This window comes from Avibacterium paragallinarum (genome assembly GCF_011765605.1).
GTDB classification, from domain to species: domain Bacteria; phylum Pseudomonadota; class Gammaproteobacteria; order Enterobacterales; family Pasteurellaceae; genus Avibacterium; species Avibacterium paragallinarum.
On sequence record NZ_CP050316.1, the window covers coordinates 546,077 to 570,171 of the forward strand.

Below are 24,095 nucleotides of genomic sequence, written 5' to 3' on the forward strand. Positions count from 1 at the left end.
ATAAACAAGCAATAAAAAACACCGCACTTTAAAAGTGCGGTGTTTTTTTGTTACGTATTTGAAATTTAATTTCGCATTATCCCGCAATATTTAGGAAAAATGTAATAATGAGTGCATTACTGATATTGCTAATGAATCCACCGATTAAAGGCACAACGAAGAAAGCGATTTGTGAATAATGATAGCGATTACAAACCGCGGTCATTGTTGTCATTGAAACTGGAACCGCACCTAATCCAAAACCTGAATGTCCAGTTGCGATAATGGCGGCATCATAGTTTTTGCCACATAATCGGAAGGTAATAAAAACACAAAATAAATAACACAATAAGACTTGGAGTAATAATATGGTAAGTAAAGGCAAGGCAAGATCAGCTAATTTCCAAAGTTGCATTGTGGTAATGACAACAGAAACAAAAATGGCTAATGAAACTTCCCCGATAATCGCAATATTTTCATAAAGGGCATAATGATCACGTGAATTTCTATCAAGGAATAAACGTAAAAGTAACCCACCTAGCATACTCATTACGTGAATAGGAATATTGACACTAGGGAAAAGGGTTTTAGTGACGAAAAAAAGCGTCTGCCCTAATCCGCAAGCGATTAAAAGCAAAAATATTGCTTGGCTAGTATGACGATAACTCAGTGTAGGTAAAGGGCGTTCCTCTTTTTTCTGCGACTCAGTGTTTGAGGAGGGGGCATCAGCAAGCTGATGTTTTTTAATCAATCCTCGACCTAATGGGCCGCCCAGCACACAACCGGCGACCAAGCCAAAAGTAGCTGCTGCCACGGCAACTTCAATCGCTCCATTTGCCCCCATTTGTTCGGCAATTGGAGCAAATGCAGCCGCATTGCCGTGTCCACCAGTGAGAGGAATAGAACCTGACATTAACGCAACAAGCGGATCCATTCCAAAGCTTATACCAATGCCGAGTGATAGAATATTTTGCAAAATAGAAAGTAAGGCGGCTAAAAGGCTAAAAATAAGGACTAATTTTCCACCTCGTTTCAATAATGCGGTACTTGCTGCGAATCCCATTGCAGCAAAGAAAAGATTGTAAAAGAAAGTATTAATGGTTTTGTAATCAAATTGTAGCGAAAATAGTTCAAAAGAGTGGAAAAGTGTTGTGAATATCGCAAAAAGTGTGCCGCCAATAACAGGGGCTGGAATACAGTATTTTTTTAGAATGGGAAATTGTTCTCGGATAAATTTTCCCACATAGATAGCAACGACAGCTAATGCGAGTGTTTGGAACATACCTACTTTAATGATGAGCATTGAAACCTCCCAATGATAAGAAAAAGATGTTCTTTTGTTATATTAATGTTAATAAAATGAAAATCAAGTGTAGATTTATAAGATTGTGACAGAGATCTCTCAATGAGAGAGGCTAGGAAATTTTAGATGAAGCAGTTGTATATTCTACAACTGCATTTTCTGTTTTATAAAAAGGTGGTATTTTTTGCTTAGTTTAATGTCAGTAGCACAATTTGAGCAGGATCAATGTGGCATCGAATAGATTGGGTTGAAGGAATTTGTTCGGTACTCGTTAAACTGGCATAGCATTTTTCTTTACCATTTTTTTCACCGCTGAGAGAAAGTTCTATTTCTCGTTGTTGATTGCCATTAATAACATTGTCCACCGTTGCATTGAAAAGGTTTTGAGCATATTGTTCAACATCAGTAACGAGTTTTACCCAAGGTGCTTTTACCATTAATAGCACCTCTTTGCCTAAATCAAGCTGTAAACGTACCGCACTTTGTTGTGTGATAAAAACGTGCATTAGTAGCTTAGATTGAGCCAGCTCCACTTCAACATCATAATAATATTGCTGGGGTGTAAGGGATTTTATGCTGCCCAAAAACTGATTTCTCGCACTGCTTTGTGGTGAGAATTGCGTGGTTGCGGAAAGTAGGCTGTCAAGGGGGATATCCTCATTTTGTAAAATTTCAAAGGCTCGTTGTTGGGTTTGTTCAAGTAAATCATAAAGTTGTAATAGCCGTAACGCATAGGGGGTGAGTGATGTGCCGCCGCCATTTTTGCCGCCAATATTGCGGTCGAGTAGAGGACGAGGGCTGATTTTGTTCATTGCTTCAAGGTGATCCCACGCACTTTTGTAGCTCACTTGGGCATTTTTGGCGGCTTGGTTGATTGAACCGCATTGTTGGATTTCACGCAACAGGCGAATGCGTTTGGGATCGACAAAAAGCTGTTGTTGAAGTTTTATGGTGAGTAGCACTTCGCTGTCTTGCATTGTTTATTCCTTACTTAAACTTTTCTAGCGTATCTCTGAATTCATTTTTCTTTCGTAGGAGCAATTAGTCCATTAATCCCGCTAAAAGTGGGGAAATTTAGTGATATTTTACGGGAAGTTGGCTTTTTTATGTAGCTTTTCTTTTTTATCTCATTATATAATTTTATTTATATAGCTAAATAAGGAGAAACACAAATGTTTAAATTTAAAACCCTACTGCTTTCCATCGTTGCCGCTTGTGCAATGCTTTCAGTTTCGGCACAAGCCAAACTTACGGTTTTTGCCGCAGCCTCAATGACGAATGTGTTGGAGGCGGCGAAAACCAGCTATTTGAAAGCTCACCCTGAGGAAGAAATTGATTTTTCCTTTGCCTCGTCTTCGGTGTTGGCACGCCAAATTTCACAGGGTGCGCCCGCTGATCTGTTTGTTTCAGCTAATCAAAAATGGATGGATTTTTTGGCAGAGAAAAATAGCATTGTGCCTGAAACACGAACCAATTTAGTGCAAAATGCGTTGGTGATGATTGCACCGAAAAACAGCCAAATTGCACAGCTTGATGTTAAAAATCCGCAATGGCAAGCGGATCTCAATGGCAGTTATTTAGCAGTGGGCGATCCTGCACACGTTCCTGCAGGGAAATATGCTCAAGAGGCGCTTACTTCGTTCAATCAATGGGCTGGGGTTGAAGATAAATTGGCTCGAGCAAACAATGTGCGTGCTGCCTTAGCTTTGGTAGAGCAAGGGGAATCGCCATTAGGCATTGTGTATGCTACAGATGCCGTCGCAAGCCAAAAAGTGAAAGTGGTTGCCACCTTTCCTGCGGATTCGCACGCTCCGATCGAATATCCCGCTGCCATTGTTACAGGGCATAATAACCCTGAGAGCGAAGCGTTTTTAGCCTATTTAAAATCGGATGAAGCAAAAGCGATTTTCCAAAAATTTGGTTTTATGGTGAAATAGTCGCTCGTTTGTGGAATGGATAATTTGTAATGAATGGAATGGATTTTTTTCACCTCTCTCAAGGGGAACTGAATGCCATCGCGTTGAGCGTGAAAGTGGCGGTGGTTTCCGTTTTGGCAGGCTTGCCACTAGCCATTTTTGTGGCGTGGTTGCTGGCTCGCAAACATTTTTGGGGAAAGTCGCTATTAAACGGAATTATCCATTTACCCCTCGTCTTGCCCCCTGTGGTGGTGGGTTATTTGTTACTGATTTTAATGGGGCGAAACGGGATCATTGGGCGATATTTATTGCAGTGGTTCGACTTTAGCTTTGGCTTTAATTGGTATGGGGCGGCATTGGCTTCGGCGATCGTCGCTTTTCCTTTGGTGGTGCGATCCATTCGCTTAGCTTTAGAAAATGTGGATTTTAAATTAGAGCAAGCCGCTCGAACGCTAGGGGCTTCCACCGTACGAACCTTTTTTACCATCACCTTGCCCCTAGCTTTGCCCGGTGTCCTCGCAGGGGTGATTTTGGGCTTTGCCCGCTCGTTGGGTGAATTTGGGGCGACCATCACCTTTGTGTCTAACATTCCAAAAGTTACCCAAACCATTCCCCTTGCGATGTTTTCCTTTATTGAAACACCAGGGGCGGAAGGGGCAGCGGCTCGCTTATGTGTGATCGCCATTGTGATTGCCCTCATTTCCTTATTGCTTTCCGAATGGCTTGCGAAATACACACAAAAACGTTTAGGACAATCCGATGTTAGAAATTAATGTACAAAAAACATTAGGCAAACTTCACTTTTCAGCGGATTTAACCTTGCCAAATCAAGGTGTTACGGGCATATTCGGTTTGTCTGGCTCGGGCAAAACCACCTTGATTAACCTCGTCAGCGGATTATTACAGCCTGACGCGGGCTACATTCGCTTGAATGGACGTGAGTTAGTGAATTGTGCTAAAGGAATTTGCCTCCCGCCCAACCAACGGAAAATGGGCTATGTGTTTCAAGATGCCCGCCTATTTCCGCATTATCGAGTCAAGGGGAATTTGTGCTACGGAATGAAAAAGGGAACTGACGGAGAAACCTTTGAACGCGTCGTGCAACTACTCGGCATTGAACCCTTGCTAAAACGCTACCCGATCACCTTATCTGGTGGCGAAAAACAACGCGTTGCTATTGGACGTGCCTTGCTCTCCAAGCCCGATATGTTATTAATGGATGAACCGCTTTCCGCGTTGGATCTTCCGCGTAAAAGGGAATTATTGGATTATCTGGACAAACTCGCACATGATATTTCCATTCCTATTTTATATGTTACTCACAGCCTTGAGGAATTACAGCGTTTGGCTCAGCAGGTTGTGCTATTAGATCAAGGCAATGTAAAAGCCTATGATCGTTTAGACAACCTACTAAACAGCCCATTATTTAAGCGATGGAAAATGGCGGAATAAATATAATCTTTGGGGACAATCTACGCCAGCCCCATTTTTTACTTAAACAACCATAGCGATGATTTTGTAACCTTATGAAAAGAAACTGAAATCTCTCCTCTTGGCATAAGTTATGAGATGGTATTTTTGATTGTTTGTTGAAGAAATATTTGCAAAAAATACCGCACATTAAAGTGCGGTATTTTTTAGGAAAGGTTTTATAAGATTACATTTTCTCTACGGTTTTAATCCCTAGCAGATCCAACCCTTGTTTTAAGGTTTTCTCTGTGAGTAAGGCCAATTTTAAACGGCTGAGTTTAATGCTTTCATCTTCATTGTTAAGAATTGGGCAATGTTCGTAGAAACTTGAGAACACGCCAGCCAATTCATAAAGATAAGCACAAAGAATATGTGGTGAGCCTTCTTTTGCCACTTGTTGGATTGCTTCTTCAAACTGGAGCAATTTAATGGCTAAAGCACGCTCTTTTTCATCGACCACTTTGATTGGTGCATCTGCAAGCTGTGCGGGGCTAATACCCGCTTTGTTGAAAATGGAACGAATACGCGTGTAAGCATATTGCATATAAGGCGCGGTATTGCCTTCAAAACTTAACATATTATCCCAATCAAATACATAATCGGTGGTGCGATTTTTGGATAAATCCGCATATTTCACTGAACCAATTCCCACCGCTTCCACTACGGCTGATTTTTCCTCAGGAGAAAGTGCGGTGCTTTTTTCGCTAATTAATTTATCTGCGCGCTCAATGGCTTCGTCAAGAAGATCCGCTAATTTTACTGTACCACCGCTACGGGTTTTGAAGGGTTTGCCATCTTTGCCAAGCATCATTCCAAAGTTTTTATGCTCTAATTGGAAGCTCTCTGGCACATAACCTGCTTTGCGGGTAATCAGCCACGCTTGTTGCATATGTTGGCTTTGACGAGTATCCGAGAATACCAATACGCGATCGGCTTTTAAGGTTTCATAACGATATTTGGCGGCAGCGATGTCTGTGGTGGTGTATAAAAATCCACCATCTTTTTTCTGTACGATCACGCCCATTGGATCGCCATCTTTGTTTTTAAATTCATCAAGATAAACCACCAATGCACCATCATCTTCCACGGCCAATCCTTGCGCTTTTAAATCTTCTACAATGGCAGGGAGCATTGGGTTATACAGGCTTTCGCCCATCACATCTTTTTCTGTTAAGGTAACGTTTAGGCGATCGTAATTGCGTTGATTTTGTTGCATTGTAATATCAACCAATTTTTTCCACATTGCGCGGCAGTATTCATCGCCACTTTGCAATTTCACCACATAACCGCGGGCTTTTTCAGCAAAGGCTTCATCGTTGTCGTAATGTTCTTTCGCTGCACGGTAAAAGGCTTCTAAATCGCTTAATTCCATTTCACTAGCGTGTTCATTTTCCATTTTTTCTAAATAGGCGATAAGCATACCGAATTGCGTTCCCCAGTCACCAACGTGGTTCGCACGGATCACGTTATGCCCTAAAAACTCAAGGGTACGCACTACGGCATCACCAATAATGGTTGAACGCAAATGCCCAACGTGCATTTCTTTTGCTACATTAGGTGAAGAATAATCCGCCACGATGGTTTCTTTTTTATCCGTGTGAATGCCAAGGTGATCGTCTTTTAATGCGGTTTGCACGTTATCCGCAAGCCAACTTGGTGAAAGAAAAATATTAATAAAGCCAGGGCCTGCAATTTCAATTTTGTCGGCAATAGGGCTAAGGTCAAGATGTTCTAGTACTTTTTGTGCAAATTCACGGGGATTTAAACCCAATTTTTTCGCTGCTGCCATAATGCCATTAGCTTGATAATCGCCAAATTGTGGTTTGTTAGATTGGCGTACTAGGGCTTCGCATTGTTCATCAGCCCCCGCTTGGAGCATTGCGTGCTTAATTTTGTCAGATAAAATGGATTGAATATTCACGGTTTATCCTTAATTTTAAATTGTGGAAATAAAATAATTCGTTATGATACCGTTCTTTCCTTATTAAGACAAAAAATAAAGTAAGAAAATATGACAACATCAGAACGAAGTACTTTTTTATTTGAAAATCCTTTCTTTTCTCACAATGCATTTGTCAAATTTGAGCAAAATATTTTACAGCTTGCCAAAAAAATGGCATTACCATTGCAAAATTATGAAATTGACCACATAGCCGTGCGAGTAAATACAGAACAGTCTGCACAGCGTTGGCTAAGTGAATTAACAAAGTGCGGTAAAATTTTGAGCAGTAATTTGGTGAATGGAAGAAAAATCTACCTAATTCAGCTTGATAAACCATTAATAATTGCTAATCAGCTTGTTGATGTTATCGAGCTGCCTTTTCCCAAAAATAAACAATATCCACAAGAAGGGTGGGAACATATTGAGGTGGTTATTCCTTTTTTGCCTAAGGAAACAACAAATGAATGGATTGAACGCATAAATTCTTATTTTCTATGGAATAAAATATCAGAGGTGAGCATTAAAATAAGCACACCGAAAGTAGAGGGGGAAACATTAGCAAATCCTTCTATTGCTGTGAGTTTTGTGAATAGTGAGGGGCATCATTGCTGTATTAAAGTACATCCTTATCATATCAAAAGAGTAGTTATTTCTTAGATCAAAAATTCTATCTAATTGGAACTATACTCAAAATTGAGCTATTTTCTTTTTGCATTTAGTTTTAAATATAATAATTAAGATTTTTGATACAGATAGAAAAATATTTCAGTATAAAGTACTTTTCTTTTTTACAAATTGGATTTCCCCGTTCTTTTACTTAAACCCCACTGCAATTTGGTATATGATAAGCGGTAAATTTTAGTGTGATGTAAAAGTAATTTATGGCAAAACAACCTTCCTCTGGGCAAAAAAATGTTGCTCGAGATAAAAAAATAGAACAAATCAACGTTCCACCGCATTCCATTGAAGCGGAGCAGGCGGTGATCGGCGGAATGTTGCTCACTAACACCCATTGGGATGCGGTGGCTGAGCGGATTATCGCGGACGATTTTTATACTTTTGAACATCGTTTGATCTTCCAAGAAATTATGAATTTGATCCGTCAAAATCAACCTGTGGATCTATTAACCCTTGATGAAGCCTTGAAAAATCGTGGTGTGAGCGAAGAAGTGGGCGGTTTTGCCTATTTAGCGGAGCTTTCCAACAATACGCCGAGTGCGGCGAATATTATTGCTTATGCCGACATTGTGCGAGAAAAAGCGATTTTACGCGAGTTAATCGGGGTCAGTAACCGCATTGCGGAGATGAGCTATCAAACCAAAGGGCGAGATTCTAAAGATATTTTAGACGAAGCGGAACGTGAAGTGTTTGCCATTGCCGAGAAGCGGACGACATCAAACGAAGGCCCGCAGAATATTATCGAAATTCTGGGAAAAACCATTGATAAAATCGAAACCTTGAGCCAAAGTGCAACCCACAATGGGGTAACAGGGGTTACCACAGGGTTTATTGATTTGGACAAAAAAACCGCAGGGTTACAGCCTTCGGATCTGATTATCGTGGCAGCCCGCCCTTCAATGGGGAAAACCACTTTCGCGATGAATTTATGTGAAAATGCCGCCTTGGCGAGTGATAAACCTGTGCTAGTGTTCAGTTTAGAGATGCCAGCCGAACAAATTATGATGCGTTCTTTGGCCTCTCTTTCCCGCGTGGATCAAACCAAGATCCGTACAGGGCAAGGGCTAGATGATGAGGATTGGTCGAAAATTGGTAGCACGTTAGGCATTTTCAAACAAAAACCGAATTTATATATTGATGATTCTTCAGGGCTTACGCCAACGGAGTTGCGTTCGCGAGCAAGGCGGGTGTATCGTGAAAACGGTGGCTTAAGCCTTATTATGGTGGACTATTTGCAATTAATGCGTGCTCCAGCCTTTTCTGATAACCGAACCCTTGAAATTGCGGAAATATCTCGCTCATTGAAAGCCCTAGCGAAAGAGTTGGAAGTGCCAGTGATTGCCCTTTCACAGCTCAACCGTACCTTGGAAAACCGTGCAGATAAACGCCCCGTCAATTCCGATTTGCGGGAATCTGGCTCTATTGAGCAAGACGCGGATTTGATTATGTTTATTTATCGCGATGAAGTCTATAACGACAATTCAGAAGATAAGGGGATTGCTGAGATTATTATCGGTAAACAGCGTAATGGACCAATTGGGCGAGTGCGGTTGAAATTCCAAGGGCAATATTCGCGTTTTGATAATTTGTTAGACCAACCTGAGTATATTCACGAGTAGGAAAATGAATGTAAAACCCGCAACGGCAAAAATTAGTTCACAGGCATTAAAACAAAATATTGAGATTATTAAGCAAAAAGCCCCGCAAAGCAAAGTGATTGCAGTGGTGAAAGCTAATGCTTATGGACACGGCGTGGCGTTTGTGGCTGCTGCTTTAGAAGATATGGTGGATTGCTTCGGCGTGGCACGGCTTGAAGAAGCCCTCACTTTACGCTCTAACGGCATCACCAAGCCGATTTTATTGTTGGAGGGCTTCTTTCACGACAAAGATTTGCCTATTTTGGCAGTGAATAATATTCAAACCATCGTGCATAACGCGGAACAATTACAGGCGTTACAACAAGCGAAATTGCCAAATCCGATTAAAGTATGGCTGAAAATTGACACGGGAATGCACCGCCTTGGTGTAGCACTTGATGAGGTAGCGTATTTTTGCCAACAATTAGAAAAATGTGAAAATATCGAACCGCACTTTGGTTTTGTCAGCCATTTTAGCCGAGCCGATGAGATGGAATCCGATTATACGCAAAAACAACTGAATGCCTTTTTACAAGCTACCGCAGGCAAAGAGGGGGAGCGAAGTATCGCCGCTTCAGGGGGAATTTTATTCTGGCAAGATTCTCATTTAGATTGGATTCGCCCGGGGATTATTCTCTACGGCATTTCCCCCAATAATACCCCGAGCCAAGAATATGGCTTAACTCCCGTGATGACGCTCACCTCCTCGCTGATCGCTGTGCGTGAGCATAAAAAGGGCGAACCTGTGGGTTATGGCGGAAAATGGATCAGCGAAAAAGACACCAAAATTGGCGTAGTCGCCATTGGCTATGGCGATGGCTATCCGCGAGATATGCCAATGGGAACACCCGTTTATCTTAATGGTCGCCGTGTGCCGATTGTGGGTAGAGTATCAATGGATATGCTCACGGTGGATCTTGGGGCAGACAGCCAAGATCAAGTGGGCGATGAAGTGATTTTATGGGGTAAGGAATTGCCTATCGAAGAAATCGCAGCAATAAGCGGCATTTTAAGTTATGAATTAATAACAAAACTCACCCCACGAGTTTTGACGGAATATGTTGATTAAATATGTGTAGCATTTTGGGTTCCCTTTCAGCGTTGCCCGAATGGAAGTTAAATTTTTAGGCGAAAAAAATTGTAATTTTGCGAAGCAAAATCCCTTTTTTCGCCGCCCGAAAAATTTGACTGGAATGAGGAAAAGCAACGCTGCAAGGGTGTGTTTCTTTTGTCTACTTTGCTTTGCACAAGCAAAGAAAAGTAGGTTGCCCTTCAGGGCGAAACCTGAATTGCTATAAGGTTATTTAACTGATTAAATTTGAATTTATTTTACTATTAAGAAGGAAACTCAAATGAAAAACATCAACCCAACTACCACTAACGCGTGGAAAGCCTTAGAACAACACAAAAGCAACCTAGGCGAAACTACAATCCAGCAACTATTTGCACAAGAACGGAATCGTTTTAAAGATTATTCTTTAACCTTTGATAACGAGATTTTGGTGGATTACTCAAAAAATAACCTTACCCAAGAAACTTTAGGGTTATTACGTCAATTAGCAGAAAAATGTGGCTTGCAAGAAGCCACAGAAGCAATGTTCACTGGGGAAAAAATCAACCGCACGGAAAATCGTGCCGTTTTACACACCGCACTTCGTAATCGCTCAAATACACCAGTATTAGTGGACGGCAAAGATGTAATGCCAGAAGTGAATGCGGTGCTGGCGAAAATGAAATCTTTCTGCGATCGCGTGATTTCAGGTGAATGGAAAGGCTACACAGGCAAAGCCATTACTGATGTGATTAACATCGGCATCGGCGGCTCGGATTTAGGGCCTTATATGGTAACGGAAGCCTTGCGTCCTTATAAAAACCACCTCAATATGCACTTTGTGTCTAACGTGGACGGCACGCATATTGCGGAAACTTTGAAAAAAGTGAACCCAGAAACCACCCTTGTGTTAGTGGCATCAAAAACCTTTACCACCCAAGAAACAATGACCAACGCAAATTCTGCCCGTGATTGGTTCTTAGCCAGTGCGAAAGAAGAAGCTCACATCGCAAAACATTTCGCCGCCCTTTCTACTAACGCAAAAGAAGTGGAAAAATTCGGCATTGATACCGCAAATATGTTTGAATTCTGGGATTGGGTTGGCGGACGCTATTCCTTATGGTCAGCCATTGGCTTATCTATTGCCCTTTCTATTGGCTTTGAAAATTTTGAAGCGTTATTATCGGGTGCACACGAAATGGATAAACATTTCCGCAACACGCCATTATCACAAAATATTCCAGCCACCCTTGCCTTAGTGGGCTTGTGGAATACCAATTTCCTTGGTGCACAAACCGAAGCGATTTTACCATACGACCAATATTTACACCGTTTCGCTGCTTATTTCCAACAAGGCAATATGGAATCAAACGGAAAATATGTGGGACGTGATGGCAAAGTGGTGGATTATCAAACAGGCCCAATTATCTGGGGCGAACCTGGGACAAACGGACAACACGCGTTCTATCAATTAATTCACCAAGGTAAAATTTTAATTCCTTGTGATTTCATTGCTCCAGCGCAAACCCACAACCCACTTTCAGATCATCATCTGAAATTATTGTCTAACTTCTTCGCCCAAACTGAAGCCCTTGCTTTCGGCAAAACCAAAGAAGAAGTGGAAGCGGAATTTGTCAAAGCGGGCAAAACCCTTGAAGAAGTGAAAGACATCGTGCCGTTTAAAGTGTTCACGGGTAACAAACCAACCAACTCAATCTTATTGCAAAAAATCACCCCATTTAGCTTGGGCGCACTCATTGCAATGTACGAACACAAAATCTTCACGCAAGGTGTAATTTTCAACATTTTCAGCTTTGACCAATGGGGCGTAGAGCTTGGTAAACAGCTCGCCAACCGCATTTTACCAGAGCTTGAAAATAACAACGAAATTACCAGCCACGATAGTTCAACTAATGGGTTGATCAATCAGTATAAGGCGTGGCGTTAAAATGGTGTTACCTAAGGTGTGTGAAAATTAATCACATTTAATCATCATAGAAAACTGCTTTTAATATTGCATTAAAAGCAGTTTTTTCATTACTAAATAGTGATATTGTGATAAATATCATTTTTCTCGTATTTGGGGAAGCGTTTACGAGAGGTATTATGTAGATGAATTTATTAAATGCTAGTCTTCCAATAGGTAATTATCATTCCACAATTCTTCTAAATATTCCATTAGGCGTTCTTTTTCTTCTTTATTTTTAAAGCCAGAAATCTCTACGCCAGCTGCACTAGAAAAGCGAATACGAATTTGAACGTCGTCAAATTTTTCACTAATTTTTTTGGGTAAAATTTCTTGCAATTTAGCAATGATTTTTAGTTGGTATTCTTGGCGTGCTTTGTCATTTTCTTTCATAAAACGAATATCTAATTGTTTCATTGTATCCTCTCTTGTTTTATGGTTATTTAATTTTGAAATGATCTCAGCTTGCTTTACTGTACGATGTTTACTTTTTACGACCTTTTAAATTTAAACGAAAATATTAGTAAAAATGCTAAAAATTTACACCGCACTTTATTTATAAGCTAAGCTGCAAATCTTGTTTTCTTGTTAGATTTTATTTGATGAATAGTATTAGTAATTATCCCAATAATAGGAAGTGTTGCCCATTTATCGCATTTTATGCTATTCATTTTCGCATCAAGAGGGAGGAAAATGAATTCTTTCCCACTATAGGCAACAAACTCATAGATGCAGAATTTATGATCTTGTTCCATTACCACTAAATCTCCTATGCTTAGGTGTTCACTTTTCTCAACAACAAGCATATCACCGATTTCAATTCCCCAAGCGAGCATATGGGGGTTAGTCACTTGGATAAAACAAGTTTTTTGTGGGTGTTTAATACAGTAAAGGTTTAGATCAAGTTTTCTATTTGATGTAGAGGCAAAGGAACCATTGTCTGTTAGGAATGGCATTGGCTGATAAGATAGCTGAACTTGTTGGGTGAAAGAATTCATCGTAGTTCTCCAAAGTTTACTGGTTGTTTATACAGCTCTATGATACTGTTGTTTTGTACAGTTGGTCAATAGGGGAAAGTAAAAATTTTTTCTATATATAAAAGAAACATTTTAGAAGGGAATATGTTTTATTTAATTTTTTAGAAAAAATTTCATTATTTATGTGAATAATAGGGGGAAATTTCCGATTTTATATTTTCTTTCATAAAAATTTAGGCTATCTTTATAACGCTAGGGGGAGCTGAATTAGATCCAAATATTAACAATAATCTGCGATTGCAATATCCGTTAGCATTCTCAGTTTAGACACAACATTGTAAATTATTATGAACACATCTCGTTTATATTCACTATTTTTTCAAGGAAGCTTAGTCAAACGTATTTCTATTGGTTTACTGTTAGGCTTGCTTATCGCATTAATTTCGCCCAGCTTGCAAGGCGTATTAGGTTTCAGTATAGCGGAAAAAGTTGGCTTTTTAGGTAAAGTTTTTGTCCGTTCATTGCGTGCTGTTGCACCGATTTTAGTTTTCTTATTGGTAATTTCTGCGATTGCCAACAAACGTATTGGGGCACAAAGTAATATGAAATCTGTGGTGATTTTATATTTATTAGGTACATTTCTTGCTGCATTAACTGCGGTGTTATTTAGCTTTGCATTTCCAACAGAGATTGCTTTGCAAACTCAAGATAATTCGTTAACACCACCAAGTGAGGTTTCGCAAGTTTTAGGCACATTAGTGTTAAATGTGGTGGATAACCCAATTAATGCCTTATTTAATGCTAACTTTATTGGAATTCTCTCTTGGGCGATTGGTTTAGGGGTGGTATTACGTCACGCTTCTGATACGACCAAAAATGTGATGAACGATCTTTCTGAAGGTGTTTCAAAAATTGTTTACTTCATCATTAGCTTTGCACCAATTGGAGTATTTGGCTTGGTGGCTGAAACCCTTGCGGATAAAGGCTTAGGGGCATTATTGAACTATATCCAATTATTGTTTGTATTAATTGGAGCTATGCTTTTTACTGCATTTGTGGTGAACCCAATTTTAGTTTATTGGAAAATCCGACGTAATCCATATCCACTTATCTGGACTTGCGTACGCGAAAGTGGATTAACGGCATTCTTTACGCGTAGTTCAGCTGCTAATATTCCAGTGAATATGGCATTGGCGAAACGTTTGAATTTAAAAGAAGAAACTTATTCTGTTTCGATTCCATTAGGGGCAACTATCAATATGGCTGGTGCTGCGATAACCATTACCGTATTAACGTTAGCAGCAGTGAATACTTTAGGTGTAGAAGTATCTATCCCAACTGCCGTACTATTAAGCGTAGTAGCTAGTGTTTGTGCTTGCGGAGCTTCTGGTGTTGCAGGTGGCTCATTGTTGCTTATTCCGCTTGCTTGTAGTCTTTTCGGTATTTCTAACGACATTGCAGCACAGGTAATGGGCGTGGGCTTTATTATTGGGGTGCTACAAGATTCAGCAGAAACCGCATTAAATTCCTCAACGGATGTTGTATTTACTGCGGCAGCTTGCATCGCAGAAGAAAATGCAAAACAAGGGTAAGTGATTTTTAATTACAAAACAACTTGTCTTTCACTGTTTATGATAAACATTTCAAAGAACCTACGATTTTTATCGTAGGTTTATTTTTATCACCTCTTAAAAAGTAAGCAATGTATAAGGTAGCTTTTTGATACAATTAGAGAAAATTTGCTGTTTTGAATTTGATAAAATGTGATATTTATCACGGAATTAAAAAAAGTACCAGCTTGTGAGCAGATTTTTATGCAACTTTCCTTTTTTAGTTAGAAATAAAGAAAATACTTATAATTCATAAGGTTATAAAATAGTTAAAGCAAAAGTGAGTATTTAAACTGAAAGTATTCTCTTTATATACATCATTAATATTTAATGAAAAATATTATAACTAATTGATTTTTATATTATTATTTGTCTATTTGGGCGGTGGGACATAATTTTGACAGACAGAATGATATCGTTTATATTTCCGAACATCTGATATGTTATTTAGTAAAATATCAGATAAGAAAAATTTATTTTTCTTTATATATAGCTCAATTAAAAGGAAATTTATTATGAAAAAGACACTTATCGCTTTAGCTGTAATAACAATGTTTTCAAGTGCAGCAAATGCTGCGGTCATTTATGAAAAAGAAGGTACGAAAATTGATATTGATGGTCGTATGCATTTTGAATTACGTAATGATTCAGGTAAACGTTCTGATTTGCAAGATGCAGGCTCTCGTGTCCGCGTAAGAGCTTTTCAAGAAATTGGCAATGGCTTTTCTACCTATGGGGCTGTTGAGTTTCGTTTTTCTAAGAAAGATGGCTCAGAACAAAGTATTGGATCTGACTTAAGAGCCCACCGCTTTTTTGCAGGAATTAAACAAAAAGACATAGGGGAATTAACTTTCGGTAAACAACTCCATTTAGGTGATCTTGTCCCGAAAGCAAATTATTCTTATGATTTAGGGGCGAACTCTTTTTTTGATGCACATAGTAAAGTAGCACATTTTATTTCTGTACCATTTAATGGTGTGAGGGTGTCTGCAGATTATTATTTTGGGAATGCAGATAGTTCGAAATCAAGTGCAATCTCAGGGGCGAGTGGTGAAACAAAAGCAGATGAAGGAAAAGGCTACGGTTTCGGCGTATTTTATGATGGCAAGTTTAATGGATTAAATGTTCGTGCAGGATCAGCTTATACAGAAGTAACCCATAGTTCAACAGGTAAAAAAGAAGATGAGTTTAAACTCAAACGTGGTGGTTTAGGGATAGATGTGAAACATTCCATTGTAACCTTTGGTATTGACTGGGCATTTGCAAAAGCAGGGAAAAAAGGAAATCAAAAAGCAGAAAGTTCTCGGATTGGCTTCCAAAAAATTGGAGGCAGTGTAGGCGGTTTAGCATTAAATAAAAATGATCGATTCTTGGTTGGCGTGAAAGTTGATGCCACTAAACAAAATGCCGTGTATGGTGAATACTATTTTGGAAAAGGAAAGAAAGCAAATGGCGATGTGGTCAAAATGACAGGTTGGGCTTTAGGGGTTGATCATCGTTTTACTAACACCGTTGCTGTTTATCTTGAAGGAGGAAAAGGAAAAGTCACAGATAAAGATGGAAAAATACTTAACAAGAACGGGAAATCAAACCGTCTTGTTGGCTTAGGTGTTCGTATGCTTTTCTAATTTAACGTTATTTATGACCCCGTTCGCAAGATTGTTGTGAATGGGGTTCTTTTGCATAAAGAAGTAAGTAGAGGAAATTTTTTATTTAAAATTGTGATCTTGATCACTAAATGAAATGAGCTTTTTAGGAATTTTCTTTGACACCTGCATATTTTTTGTTAAGATGTTGCCAACTTCGAAAGAAGTGAAGTTGGATATTTTATTTTCTTTAAAGTTTCAACTTGGTTCTAAATTTGTTATAACAACTTTATAATTCTGAAAAGGATTCAATTATGAAAAAGACATTATTAGCATTAGCAGTTGCCGCAGTTGCAACTTCAGCAAGCGCAGCAACAGTGTACAGCAATGAAGGCACACAAGTTGGTGTGGGTGGTTACTTTGATGTAGTATTAGGTAAATTTAGTAAACAACAACGCACTGACTTACGTAATAACGAATCTCGCATTAACTTCACCGCACAACAAGATTTAGGTGATGGTTTCAAAGCCTTAGGTTATGCTCGTTTACGTTTTGATGATTTTAAAGAGGGTGTATTTGAAGACTCAAATGCAGCGACAAATACTTTTGGTAATCCAGTAGCAAACAAATTATGGTTAGCTCTTGAAAAAGAAGGGGTAGGTCGTGTTTCTTTTGGTAGACAAGATACGACTGGTGACGCTGTTCAATTAAATGATAATGCTTATTTCTTAGGTGGAAATAATAATCTCCTTACTGGTGGTAAAAAAGCAGTTTCTTTCCGTTCTGCAGATTTCCAAATTGCTGAAGGGCACACATTAGGCTTTGGTGCAGATTATGTCTTTGGTGAAGCGAAGAAACATCAGAATGCGGTTGCTCTTAAAAATGGTTATGGTGTAAGTGCATTCTATGGGGCGGATTTTGGTGGTGTAACCTTGAACGTGAATGCAGGTTACACTGTTGAAAAATATGATAACACATATCAAGATAATCCAGACGACTATGCTAACCCTAGAAAATCTTGGCGTTTAGCAACTCAACTAGGTTTGGGTGATGCAAAATTTGGTGTTGAATATGGTCAAAGTCACGCTAAAAATTTAGCAGATACTGCAAAATATCGTCGTCTTTTAGTTGCTGCTGAGTATCAAGTGTTACCAGTATCAAAAGTGTTTGTACAATGGCAACGTAATGCAAAAAAAGGACTTACTGGTGCATATGACAAAAAACTACAAAATGTATACATTGTTGGTGCAGATTATGAGTTCTCTAAAAACGTTGTATCTTACGTACAATTTGCACAAGCAAGAGATACAGACGCTGACAGTAGAAGTAGAACAAAAACCAAAGACAACCGTTATGGTGTAGGTTTACGCGTTTACTTCTAATTGCGAAATCAACCTTAACTTACAGAAAAACCACGTTTAAATACGTGGTTTTTTTATGCCGCATTATTTTGAATTTTATGTACTGTAAATTTCCTTTAACATCTGTGGCTTTTTTTGTTAGAATGTGCCGCCACTCCGAAAGGAGTGGTGTTTTTATTTTTTAATTTTAGTTTGATTTTAACTTTGTTATAACAATGTTATAAGTTTAAAGAGGATTTAGTTATGAAAAAGACATTATTGGCATTAGCAGTTGCTGCAGTTGCAACTTCAGCAAGTGCTGCAACAGTGTACAGTAATGAAGGCACACAAGTTGGTGTGGGCGGTTACTTTGATGTAGTATTAGGTAAATTTGGCAAAGACCAACGTACAGACTTACGTAATAACGAATCTCGCATCTCGCATTAACTTCACCGCACAACAAGATTTAGGTGACGGTTTGAAAGCCTTAGGTTATGCACGTTTACGTTTTGATAACGATGATGCCTTTGAAGATGGCGGAAATACTGGAAGTACTTTTGATAATCCAGTAACGGACAAATTATGGTTAGCCCTCGAAAAAGAAGGGGTAGGTCGCGTTTCTTTTGGTAAACAAAACACGATAGGCGATGAAGTTCAATTAAATGATAACGCTTATTTCTTAAGTGGAAATAACAACTTGCTTGACAGTGGAGATAAAGTTGTGTCTTTCCGTTCTGCAGATTTCCAAATTGCTGAAGGACAAACATTAGGCTTTGGTGCAGATTATGTTTTTGGTGAAGCGAAGAAAAATACAAATTCAACTGATCTAAAAAATGGTTATGGTGTAAGTGCATTCTATGGGGCTGATTTCAGTGGCGTAACCTTAGATGTGAATGCAGGTTATACTGTAGCAAAATATGATAATTCAGAAGCAACAGCGAGCAATGCTAATGCAACAGGTCTCCAAAATAAATCTTGGCGTCTAGCGACCCAGTTAGGCTTTGGTGATGCAAAATTTGGTGTTGAATATGGACAAACCCATATTAAACATAAAGATGCAAATATTTCTGCAAAAGCTCGTTATCTTTTAGTTGCATCGGAGTATCAAGTGCTACCAGAATCAAAAGTGTTTGCACAATGGCAACGTAATGCAGCAAAATCCTTAACTGGCACCTATGGAAAAGTGTTAAGTAATACCTATATTGTTGGTGCAGACTATGAGTTATCTAAAAATGTTGTATCTTACGTACAATTCGCACAAGCAAAAGGTACAGTGGCTACAGCTAACGGTAGAACCAAAACCAAAGACAACCGTTATGGTGTAGGTTTACGCGTTTACTTCTAATTGCGGAATCGATCACTTAACATATAAAAAAGCTACGCTAATGTCTGCACCTCAAAAGTTGGACTAAACAACTAACTGGTTAAGGTGCAGATTTTTTTATTCAAAAATAAAATATATTCCTTATTTTATCGCCACCATAGACCCAAAATTAAAGCATTGAAACCACAATTCAATATGAGAAAATCCCACGGATTTTAACCGCACTTTGTGCGTTTCAATATCATCAGTACGCATCACATTTTCAAGTGCGGTGCGTTTTTGGCTCACTTCTAGCTCGCTGTAACCATTGGCACGTTTAAATTCGTGGTGTAAATCAATCAATAATTCATCGATTTTTTCATCATTAAAACGAAATTTTTCCGACAGCACTAACACCCCATTCGGATTTAGCCCTTGATAAATTTTTTCTAACAACGCGGTGCGATCTTGCGGAGGCAAAAATTGTAAAGTGAAATTTAAAATCACCATTGAGGCATTGCTGATTTCAATGTTACGAATATCATCGCACAAAATTTCAACAGGAACATCGCTATGATAAGCCTGAATATGCTGGCGACAACGTTCCACCATCGGCAACGAATTATCCACCCCAATAATCTTCACATTGGGCTGATGAATGTTGCGTCTTGCCGAAAGGGTTGCCGCACCACGAGAACAACCTAAATCATACACATTAGAATTTGGCGTTACAAAACGGCTCGCCAACATTCCGATAGCCGTGATGATATTAGAATAGCCCGGCACGGAACGCTGGATCATATCAGGGAACACTTCCGCCACATTTTCATCAAAAGTAAAATCGCCCAAATTCTTAATCGGGGCAGAAAAAATGGTATCTTTACTCATTATTTATCCTAAATGGGTTAGCAAAGTGCGGTGAAAATTCACAAAATTTTTACCGCACTTTATTTTGCCTGCATTTTAGAGCAAGACTGCGGTTCTCACAAATGGAAATGTATTAATCTTAATTTGTAATGACGTTGTATATGCAATATAATGCAATCAATTTAACCAGTGAGAGATTGATTATGACTACAATGACGAACAATAATGCCGTGGTGAATTTTCGTTTACCACAACATTTAAAAACAGAAGCATTTGAAGTGATTGCTCAATATGGCCTTACTCCATCACAAGTGTTTAATATGTTTTTAACTGAAATTGCTACCACCAAAGCAATTCCTTTGAGTTTGAATTATTTACAACCTAATGCAAAAACTTTAGCGGCAATGAATGAAATTGAAAGTGGAACGGCTGAGCGTTTCTCTCTTGATGATAAAACCGATCTTGCCACCTTATTGCAACAAATAGCAGAAGAGAAAAAATAAATGAACCAGCCGTTGCCAATTAAGGAAATTGAAATGGCGAAAGAATTTAAGCGCGATTTGGTACAACTAGCCAAAAAAGCACCGCACTTATTTGTTCATCCCCGCTATTTGGAAGTGATGCACTGCTTAACAAATGGACTGACTTTACCCGCCGAATATAAAAATCATCCGCTTAAAAACAATTTGAAAGGTTATATGGATTGCCACATTCTCAATGATCTCGTGCTAATTTATAAAATTGAACAGCAATGCCTAAAATTAGTTCGGCTAAATACACATTCAGAAGTTTTTGCATAACTTCTTAATTAACAATTCTATCCCCCCAAGATTTCCGCTATAATCTTGCGGTTATCACTTTTTTAAGATTTCAATAAGGAAAAATATTATGATGCGAACTCATTATTGCGGGGCGTTAAACCGTGAAAACATTGGGCAAGAAGTAACATTAAGTGGTTGGGTGAATAAACGCCGTGATTTAGGGGGCTTGATTTTTATCGATCTGCGTGATCGTGAAGGCATTGTACAAGTCTGCTTTGACCCGAAATATCAAGAAGCACTCACTGCTGCGGCAGGCTTGCGTAATGAGTTCTGCGTACAAATTAAAGGGGAAGTGATTGCCCGCCCTGAAAATCAAATCAATAAAAATATGGCAACGGGTGAAGTGGAAGTGTTGGCGAAATCCCTTGCTGTTTACAATGCCTCTGATGTGTTGCCGTTGGATTTCAATCAAAATAATACGGAAGAGCAACGTTTAAAATATCGCTATTTAGATTTACGCCGCCCTGAAATGGCACAGCGTTTGAAAACCCGTGCGAAAATCACCAGCTTTGTTCGCCGTTTTATGGACGATCACGGTTTCCTTGATATTGAAACCCCAATGCTCACCAAAGCCACGCCAGAAGGGGCACGAGATTATTTAGTGCCAAGCCGTGTGCATAAAGGTAAATTTTACGCCTTGCCACAATCGCCACAATTATTTAAGCAATTATTGATGATGTCTGGCTTTGACCGCTACTATCAAATTGTAAAATGTTTCCGTGATGAAGATTTGCGTGCGGATCGTCAGCCTGAGTTTACCCAAATTGATGTGGAAACTTCATTCTTAACCGCCCCTGAAGTGCGTGCAATTATGGAACAAATGATCCACGGATTATGGTTAGACATTTTAGGCGTAGATCTCGGTAAATTCCCAATGATGACTTGGGCGGAAGCAATGCAACGTTTCGGTTCAGATAAGCCTGATTTGCGTAACCCATTAGAAATGGTGGACGTGGCAGATTTAGTCAAAGACGTGGATTTCAAAGTATTCAGTGGCCCTGCAAATGATCCAAATGGGCGCGTAACCGTGATCCGCGTGCCAAATGGTGCAAGCATTACCCGTAAACAAATTGACGAATACACCCAATTTGTTGGCATTTATGGTGCAAAAGGCTTAGCTTGGTTGAAAGTTAATGAGCTTGAAAAAGGCTTAGAAGGCGTGCAAAGCCCAATCGCAAAATTCCTCTCTGAAGACGTGCTAAATGCCCTATTAACCCGTGTGCAAGCACAAAACGGCGATATTCTTTTCTTCGGTGCAGACAAATGGAACGTTGCCACTGACGCAATGGGGGCGTTACGCTTAAAATTAGGGCGTGATTTAGGTTTAACCCGCTTGGACGAATGGAAACCGCTTTGGGTGATAGATTTCCCAATGTTTGAACGTGATGAAGAGGGCAACCTTGCCGCAATGCACCACCCGTTCACCTCACCAAAAGATTTCAGCCCGAGCCAATTAGAGCAAGATCCAACGGCAGCCGTGGCAAATGCTTACGATATGGTGATTAACGGCTACGAAGTGGGCGGCGGCTCTGTGCGTATTTTCGATCCTGTGATGCAACAAACTGTATTCCGCATTCTTGGCATTAACGAAGCAGAACAACAAGAAAAATTCGGCTTCTTGCTTGATGCCTTAAAATACGGCACACCACCACACGCAGGTTTAGCCTTTGGTTTAGATCGTTTAGTGATGCTTTTAACCGGAACCGACAACATTCGTGATGTTATCGCCTTCCCGAAAACCACCGCCGCCGCGTGCTTAATGACCGAAGCCCCAAGCTATGCGAACCCGCAGGCATTGCAGGAATTAGACATTGCGGTAATGGTAAAAGAAGAAAAAGCAAAATAAATTTTTATAACCTATAAAATTATTTTTGAAATGGACGCAGGGGCGTATCGCATACGCCCCAAAAATACGAAACAATTTAGATAGGTATTGAATTAGATAACAGTGTTATGGAGAAATAGGAATAGATGAGCTACAAAAATCCCCATAGCATTCTTGTTGTTATCTATGCTAAAAATACGCATCGCGTACTGATGTTGCAACGCAAAGACGATCCCGAATTTTGGCAATCAGTAACGGGATCAATGGAAAATGGCGAAACGCCGAGGCAAACGGCTATTCGCGAGCTTTGGGAAGAAGTGCGGTTAAAAATTTCTGAAAATTCCACCGCACTTTTTGATTGTAATGAATGGGTAGAATTTGAAATTTTTCCCCATTTCCGCTATAAATACGCACCGAATATCACCCACTGTCGCGAACATTGGTTTTTGTGTGCGGTGGAAGAGGAATTTGAACCGCAATTAAGCGAGCATTTGGCTTTTAAATGGGTTTCCCCACAGCAGGCCGTGCAAATGACAAAATCGCCGAATAACGCCACAGCGATTGAGAAATATTTGGTAAATAAGGGCTGATTGATTATTAGGCTGGAATAAATTCTGCCAAATCTCCCCTAACCCCTCTTTGTTAAAGAGGGGAACAGTGCGGTGAAAAAATAAGAGTATTTTTGACCGCACTTCAAAATTAGAATAAATATAATCACTGTTGATAGCTGGTTATTTGTTAAATAAGGGCTGATTGATTATTTGGCTGGAATGACTTCTGCCAAATCTCCCCTAGCCCCCTCTTTGCTAAAGAGGGGAATTTAGTAGTTATAGCTCAAAATGCGTTAATAATACGCTCATATCCCCCCCTCTTTAGCAAAGAGGGGGTAGGGCGAGATTTGATAGTAGCAATAACTACGCACTAAATGATATAACGCCTATTGCGGTGAACATAAGTCGCTAACGGCGAAACCCGATTTATAAAAACAAACAAATTTAATTAAACTCAAGATCAAAAAGATCACAAAAACAGAAGGAAACAAAATGGCAGGACATAGTAAGTGGGCGAATATTAAACACCGTAAAGCCGCCCAAGATGCTCAACGTGGCAAAATCTTTACTAAATTAATCCGTGAATTAGTTACCGCTGCAAAATTAGGTGGTGGCGATACCAGTGCTAACCCGCGTTTGCGTGCGGCGGTGGATAAAGCCCTTTCTAATAATATGACGCGTGATACCATCAACCGTGCGATTGATCGTGGTGTGGGCGGTGGTGATGACACCAATATGGAAACCAAAGTTTATGAGGGCTATGGTCCAGGTGGTACAGCGGTAATGGTAGAATGTTTAAGTGATAACGCAAATCGCACCATTTCACAGGTTCGTCCAAGTTTTACCAAATGTGGCGGGAACTTAGGGACAGAAGGCTCGGTAGGTTATTTATTCAGCAAAAAAGGCTTGATTTTGATCGCAGAAGCTGATGAAGATGCTTTAACTGAAGCGGCGATCGAAGCGGGCGCTGACGATATTCAACCACAAGAAGACGGCAGTTTTGAAATCTACACCGCGTGGGAAGATTTAAGTGCCGTGCGTGAAGCCATTGAAACGGCTGGATTTAAAATTCAAGAAGCGGAAGTTACAATGATCCCATCAACTACGGTAAATCTTGATGCGGAAACTGCACCAAAATTATTGCGTTTAATTGAAATGCTAGAAGATTGTGATGATGTGCAAAATGTGTATCACAACGGTGAAATCAGTGATGAAGTGGCAGCATTGCTTTAATTTCTCACATTGATTTGATCAGCGATAAGTTAAAAGGTGC

The 24,095-nt window shown here is 39.6% G+C and carries 22 protein-coding genes and 1 pseudogene; 17 read left to right on the top strand and 6 right to left on the bottom strand.

All coding sequences use genetic code 11. The features are described 5' to 3' along the window. Nucleotides 1-76: 76 nt before the first annotated feature. Nucleotides 77-1,282: a sodium/glutamate symporter gene (gene gltS, locus HBL79_RS02780; protein ID WP_035685828.1), complete on the bottom strand. Its 1,206-nt coding sequence runs from the start codon at nucleotides 1,280-1,282 to the stop codon at nucleotides 77-79. 188 nt (nucleotides 1,283-1,470) lie between these two features. Then, the gene (locus tag HBL79_RS02785; RefSeq protein ID WP_035685825.1) at nucleotides 1,471-2,259 is read right to left on the bottom strand and encodes a TOBE domain-containing protein; all 789 of its coding nucleotides are present in this window, start codon (nucleotides 2,257-2,259) and stop codon (nucleotides 1,471-1,473) included. A gap of 195 nt (nucleotides 2,260-2,454) precedes the next feature. Between HBL79_RS02785 and modA the strand changes: the two genes are divergently transcribed. The 3 genes and pseudogenes from modA to modC form a co-directional block, all read left to right on the top strand. Continuing rightward, nucleotides 2,455-3,219, top strand: coding sequence for a molybdate ABC transporter substrate-binding protein (gene modA / locus HBL79_RS02790; protein WP_035685822.1), 765 nt, complete (start codon nucleotides 2,455-2,457; stop codon nucleotides 3,217-3,219). A gap of 29 nt (nucleotides 3,220-3,248) precedes the next feature. Continuing rightward, nucleotides 3,249-3,971 (top strand): molybdate ABC transporter permease subunit, encoded by a 723-nt coding sequence (gene modB / locus HBL79_RS02795; RefSeq protein ID WP_035685819.1) that lies wholly within the window; start codon nucleotides 3,249-3,251, stop codon nucleotides 3,969-3,971. After that, nucleotides 3,958-4,638: pseudogene (modC, locus tag HBL79_RS02800) on the top strand (molybdenum ABC transporter ATP-binding protein); the annotation flags it as partial. The gene modB and the pseudogene modC, both read left to right, overlap by 14 nt. A gap of 217 nt (nucleotides 4,639-4,855) precedes the next feature. Here the strand turns inward: modC and argS are convergent. Next, a complete protein-coding gene (argS, locus tag HBL79_RS02805) occupies nucleotides 4,856-6,589 on the bottom strand; it encodes an arginine--tRNA ligase (RefSeq protein ID WP_035685813.1) in 1,734 nt (577 codons plus the stop codon). Between the two features lie 90 nt (nucleotides 6,590-6,679). On the opposite strand from argS, the gene HBL79_RS02810 reads away from it, so the two are divergent. The 4 genes from HBL79_RS02810 (at nucleotide 6,680) to pgi (ending at nucleotide 11,924) form a co-directional block, all read left to right on the top strand. Further along, a complete protein-coding gene (locus tag HBL79_RS02810; protein WP_035685810.1) occupies nucleotides 6,680-7,267 on the top strand; it encodes a VOC family protein in 588 nt (195 codons plus the stop codon). Between the two features lie 224 nt (nucleotides 7,268-7,491). Continuing rightward, entirely contained in the window at nucleotides 7,492-8,907 is a 1,416-nt protein-coding gene (locus HBL79_RS02815) for a replicative DNA helicase (RefSeq protein WP_017805761.1), read from the top strand. Nucleotides 8,908-8,911: 4 nt separating this feature from the next. After that, on the top strand, nucleotides 8,912-9,994 hold the full coding sequence (gene alr, locus HBL79_RS02820) for an alanine racemase (protein WP_035685807.1): 1,083 nt from the start codon (nucleotides 8,912-8,914) through the stop codon (nucleotides 9,992-9,994). A gap of 283 nt (nucleotides 9,995-10,277) precedes the next feature. Continuing rightward, nucleotides 10,278-11,924, top strand: coding sequence for a glucose-6-phosphate isomerase (pgi, locus tag HBL79_RS02825; RefSeq protein ID WP_035685804.1), 1,647 nt, complete (start codon nucleotides 10,278-10,280; stop codon nucleotides 11,922-11,924). A gap of 180 nt (nucleotides 11,925-12,104) precedes the next feature. Here pgi and HBL79_RS02830 read toward each other — a convergent pair whose 3' ends face one another. Together HBL79_RS02830 and HBL79_RS02835 are read right to left on the bottom strand one after the other, a co-directional pair. After that, the gene (locus HBL79_RS02830; RefSeq protein ID WP_017805758.1) at nucleotides 12,105-12,359 is read right to left on the bottom strand and encodes a DinI-like family protein; all 255 of its coding nucleotides are present in this window, start codon (nucleotides 12,357-12,359) and stop codon (nucleotides 12,105-12,107) included. Between the two features lie 146 nt (nucleotides 12,360-12,505). Further along, nucleotides 12,506-12,940: a LexA family protein gene (locus HBL79_RS02835; RefSeq protein WP_017805757.1), complete on the bottom strand. Its 435-nt coding sequence runs from the start codon at nucleotides 12,938-12,940 to the stop codon at nucleotides 12,506-12,508. Nucleotides 12,941-13,266: 326 nt separating this feature from the next. Here HBL79_RS02835 and sstT point away from each other — a divergent pair, with 326 nt between their 5' ends. From sstT to HBL79_RS02860, 5 genes are all read left to right on the top strand, one after another. Further along, the gene (gene sstT, locus HBL79_RS02840) at nucleotides 13,267-14,511 is read left to right on the top strand and encodes a serine/threonine transporter SstT (protein ID WP_017805756.1); all 1,245 of its coding nucleotides are present in this window, start codon (nucleotides 13,267-13,269) and stop codon (nucleotides 14,509-14,511) included. 533 nt (nucleotides 14,512-15,044) lie between these two features. Continuing rightward, complete coding sequence (locus HBL79_RS02845) at nucleotides 15,045-16,157, top strand: porin (protein ID WP_035685801.1); 1,113 nt, start codon at nucleotides 15,045-15,047, stop codon at nucleotides 16,155-16,157. A 272-nt stretch (nucleotides 16,158-16,429) separates the two neighbouring features. Continuing rightward, nucleotides 16,430-17,497, top strand: coding sequence for a porin (locus HBL79_RS02850; RefSeq protein WP_046097416.1), 1,068 nt, complete (start codon nucleotides 16,430-16,432; stop codon nucleotides 17,495-17,497). A gap of 222 nt (nucleotides 17,498-17,719) precedes the next feature. Further along, nucleotides 17,720-17,902, top strand: coding sequence for a hypothetical protein (locus HBL79_RS02855; RefSeq protein WP_124994837.1), 183 nt, complete (start codon nucleotides 17,720-17,722; stop codon nucleotides 17,900-17,902). Further along, complete coding sequence (locus HBL79_RS02860) at nucleotides 17,847-18,800, top strand: porin (RefSeq protein ID WP_124994836.1); 954 nt, start codon at nucleotides 17,847-17,849, stop codon at nucleotides 18,798-18,800. Before HBL79_RS02855 ends, HBL79_RS02860 begins: the two co-directional genes overlap by 56 nt. A 120-nt stretch (nucleotides 18,801-18,920) precedes the next feature. Here HBL79_RS02860 and cmoA read toward each other — a convergent pair whose 3' ends face one another. Further along, entirely contained in the window at nucleotides 18,921-19,646 is a 726-nt protein-coding gene (cmoA, locus tag HBL79_RS02865; protein ID WP_035685795.1) for a carboxy-S-adenosyl-L-methionine synthase CmoA, read from the bottom strand. Between the two features lie 191 nt (nucleotides 19,647-19,837). Between cmoA and HBL79_RS02870 the strand changes: the two genes are divergently transcribed. From HBL79_RS02870 to HBL79_RS02890, 5 genes are all read left to right on the top strand, one after another. Then, nucleotides 19,838-20,128 (top strand): type II toxin-antitoxin system RelB/DinJ family antitoxin, encoded by a 291-nt coding sequence (locus HBL79_RS02870; protein WP_035686016.1) that lies wholly within the window; start codon nucleotides 19,838-19,840, stop codon nucleotides 20,126-20,128. After that, a complete protein-coding gene (locus HBL79_RS02875) occupies nucleotides 20,129-20,425 on the top strand; it encodes a type II toxin-antitoxin system RelE/ParE family toxin (RefSeq protein WP_017805749.1) in 297 nt (98 codons plus the stop codon). 88 nt (nucleotides 20,426-20,513) lie between these two features. Next, nucleotides 20,514-22,292: an aspartate--tRNA ligase gene (aspS, locus tag HBL79_RS02880; RefSeq protein WP_035685792.1), complete on the top strand. Its 1,779-nt coding sequence runs from the start codon at nucleotides 20,514-20,516 to the stop codon at nucleotides 22,290-22,292. A gap of 125 nt (nucleotides 22,293-22,417) precedes the next feature. After that, nucleotides 22,418-22,861, top strand: coding sequence for a dihydroneopterin triphosphate diphosphatase (gene nudB / locus HBL79_RS02885; protein ID WP_035685789.1), 444 nt, complete (start codon nucleotides 22,418-22,420; stop codon nucleotides 22,859-22,861). Nucleotides 22,862-23,314: 453 nt separating this feature from the next. Further along, nucleotides 23,315-24,055, top strand: coding sequence for a YebC/PmpR family DNA-binding transcriptional regulator (locus HBL79_RS02890; RefSeq protein ID WP_035685786.1), 741 nt, complete (start codon nucleotides 23,315-23,317; stop codon nucleotides 24,053-24,055). The last annotated feature ends 40 nt before the right edge of the window (nucleotides 24,056-24,095 follow it).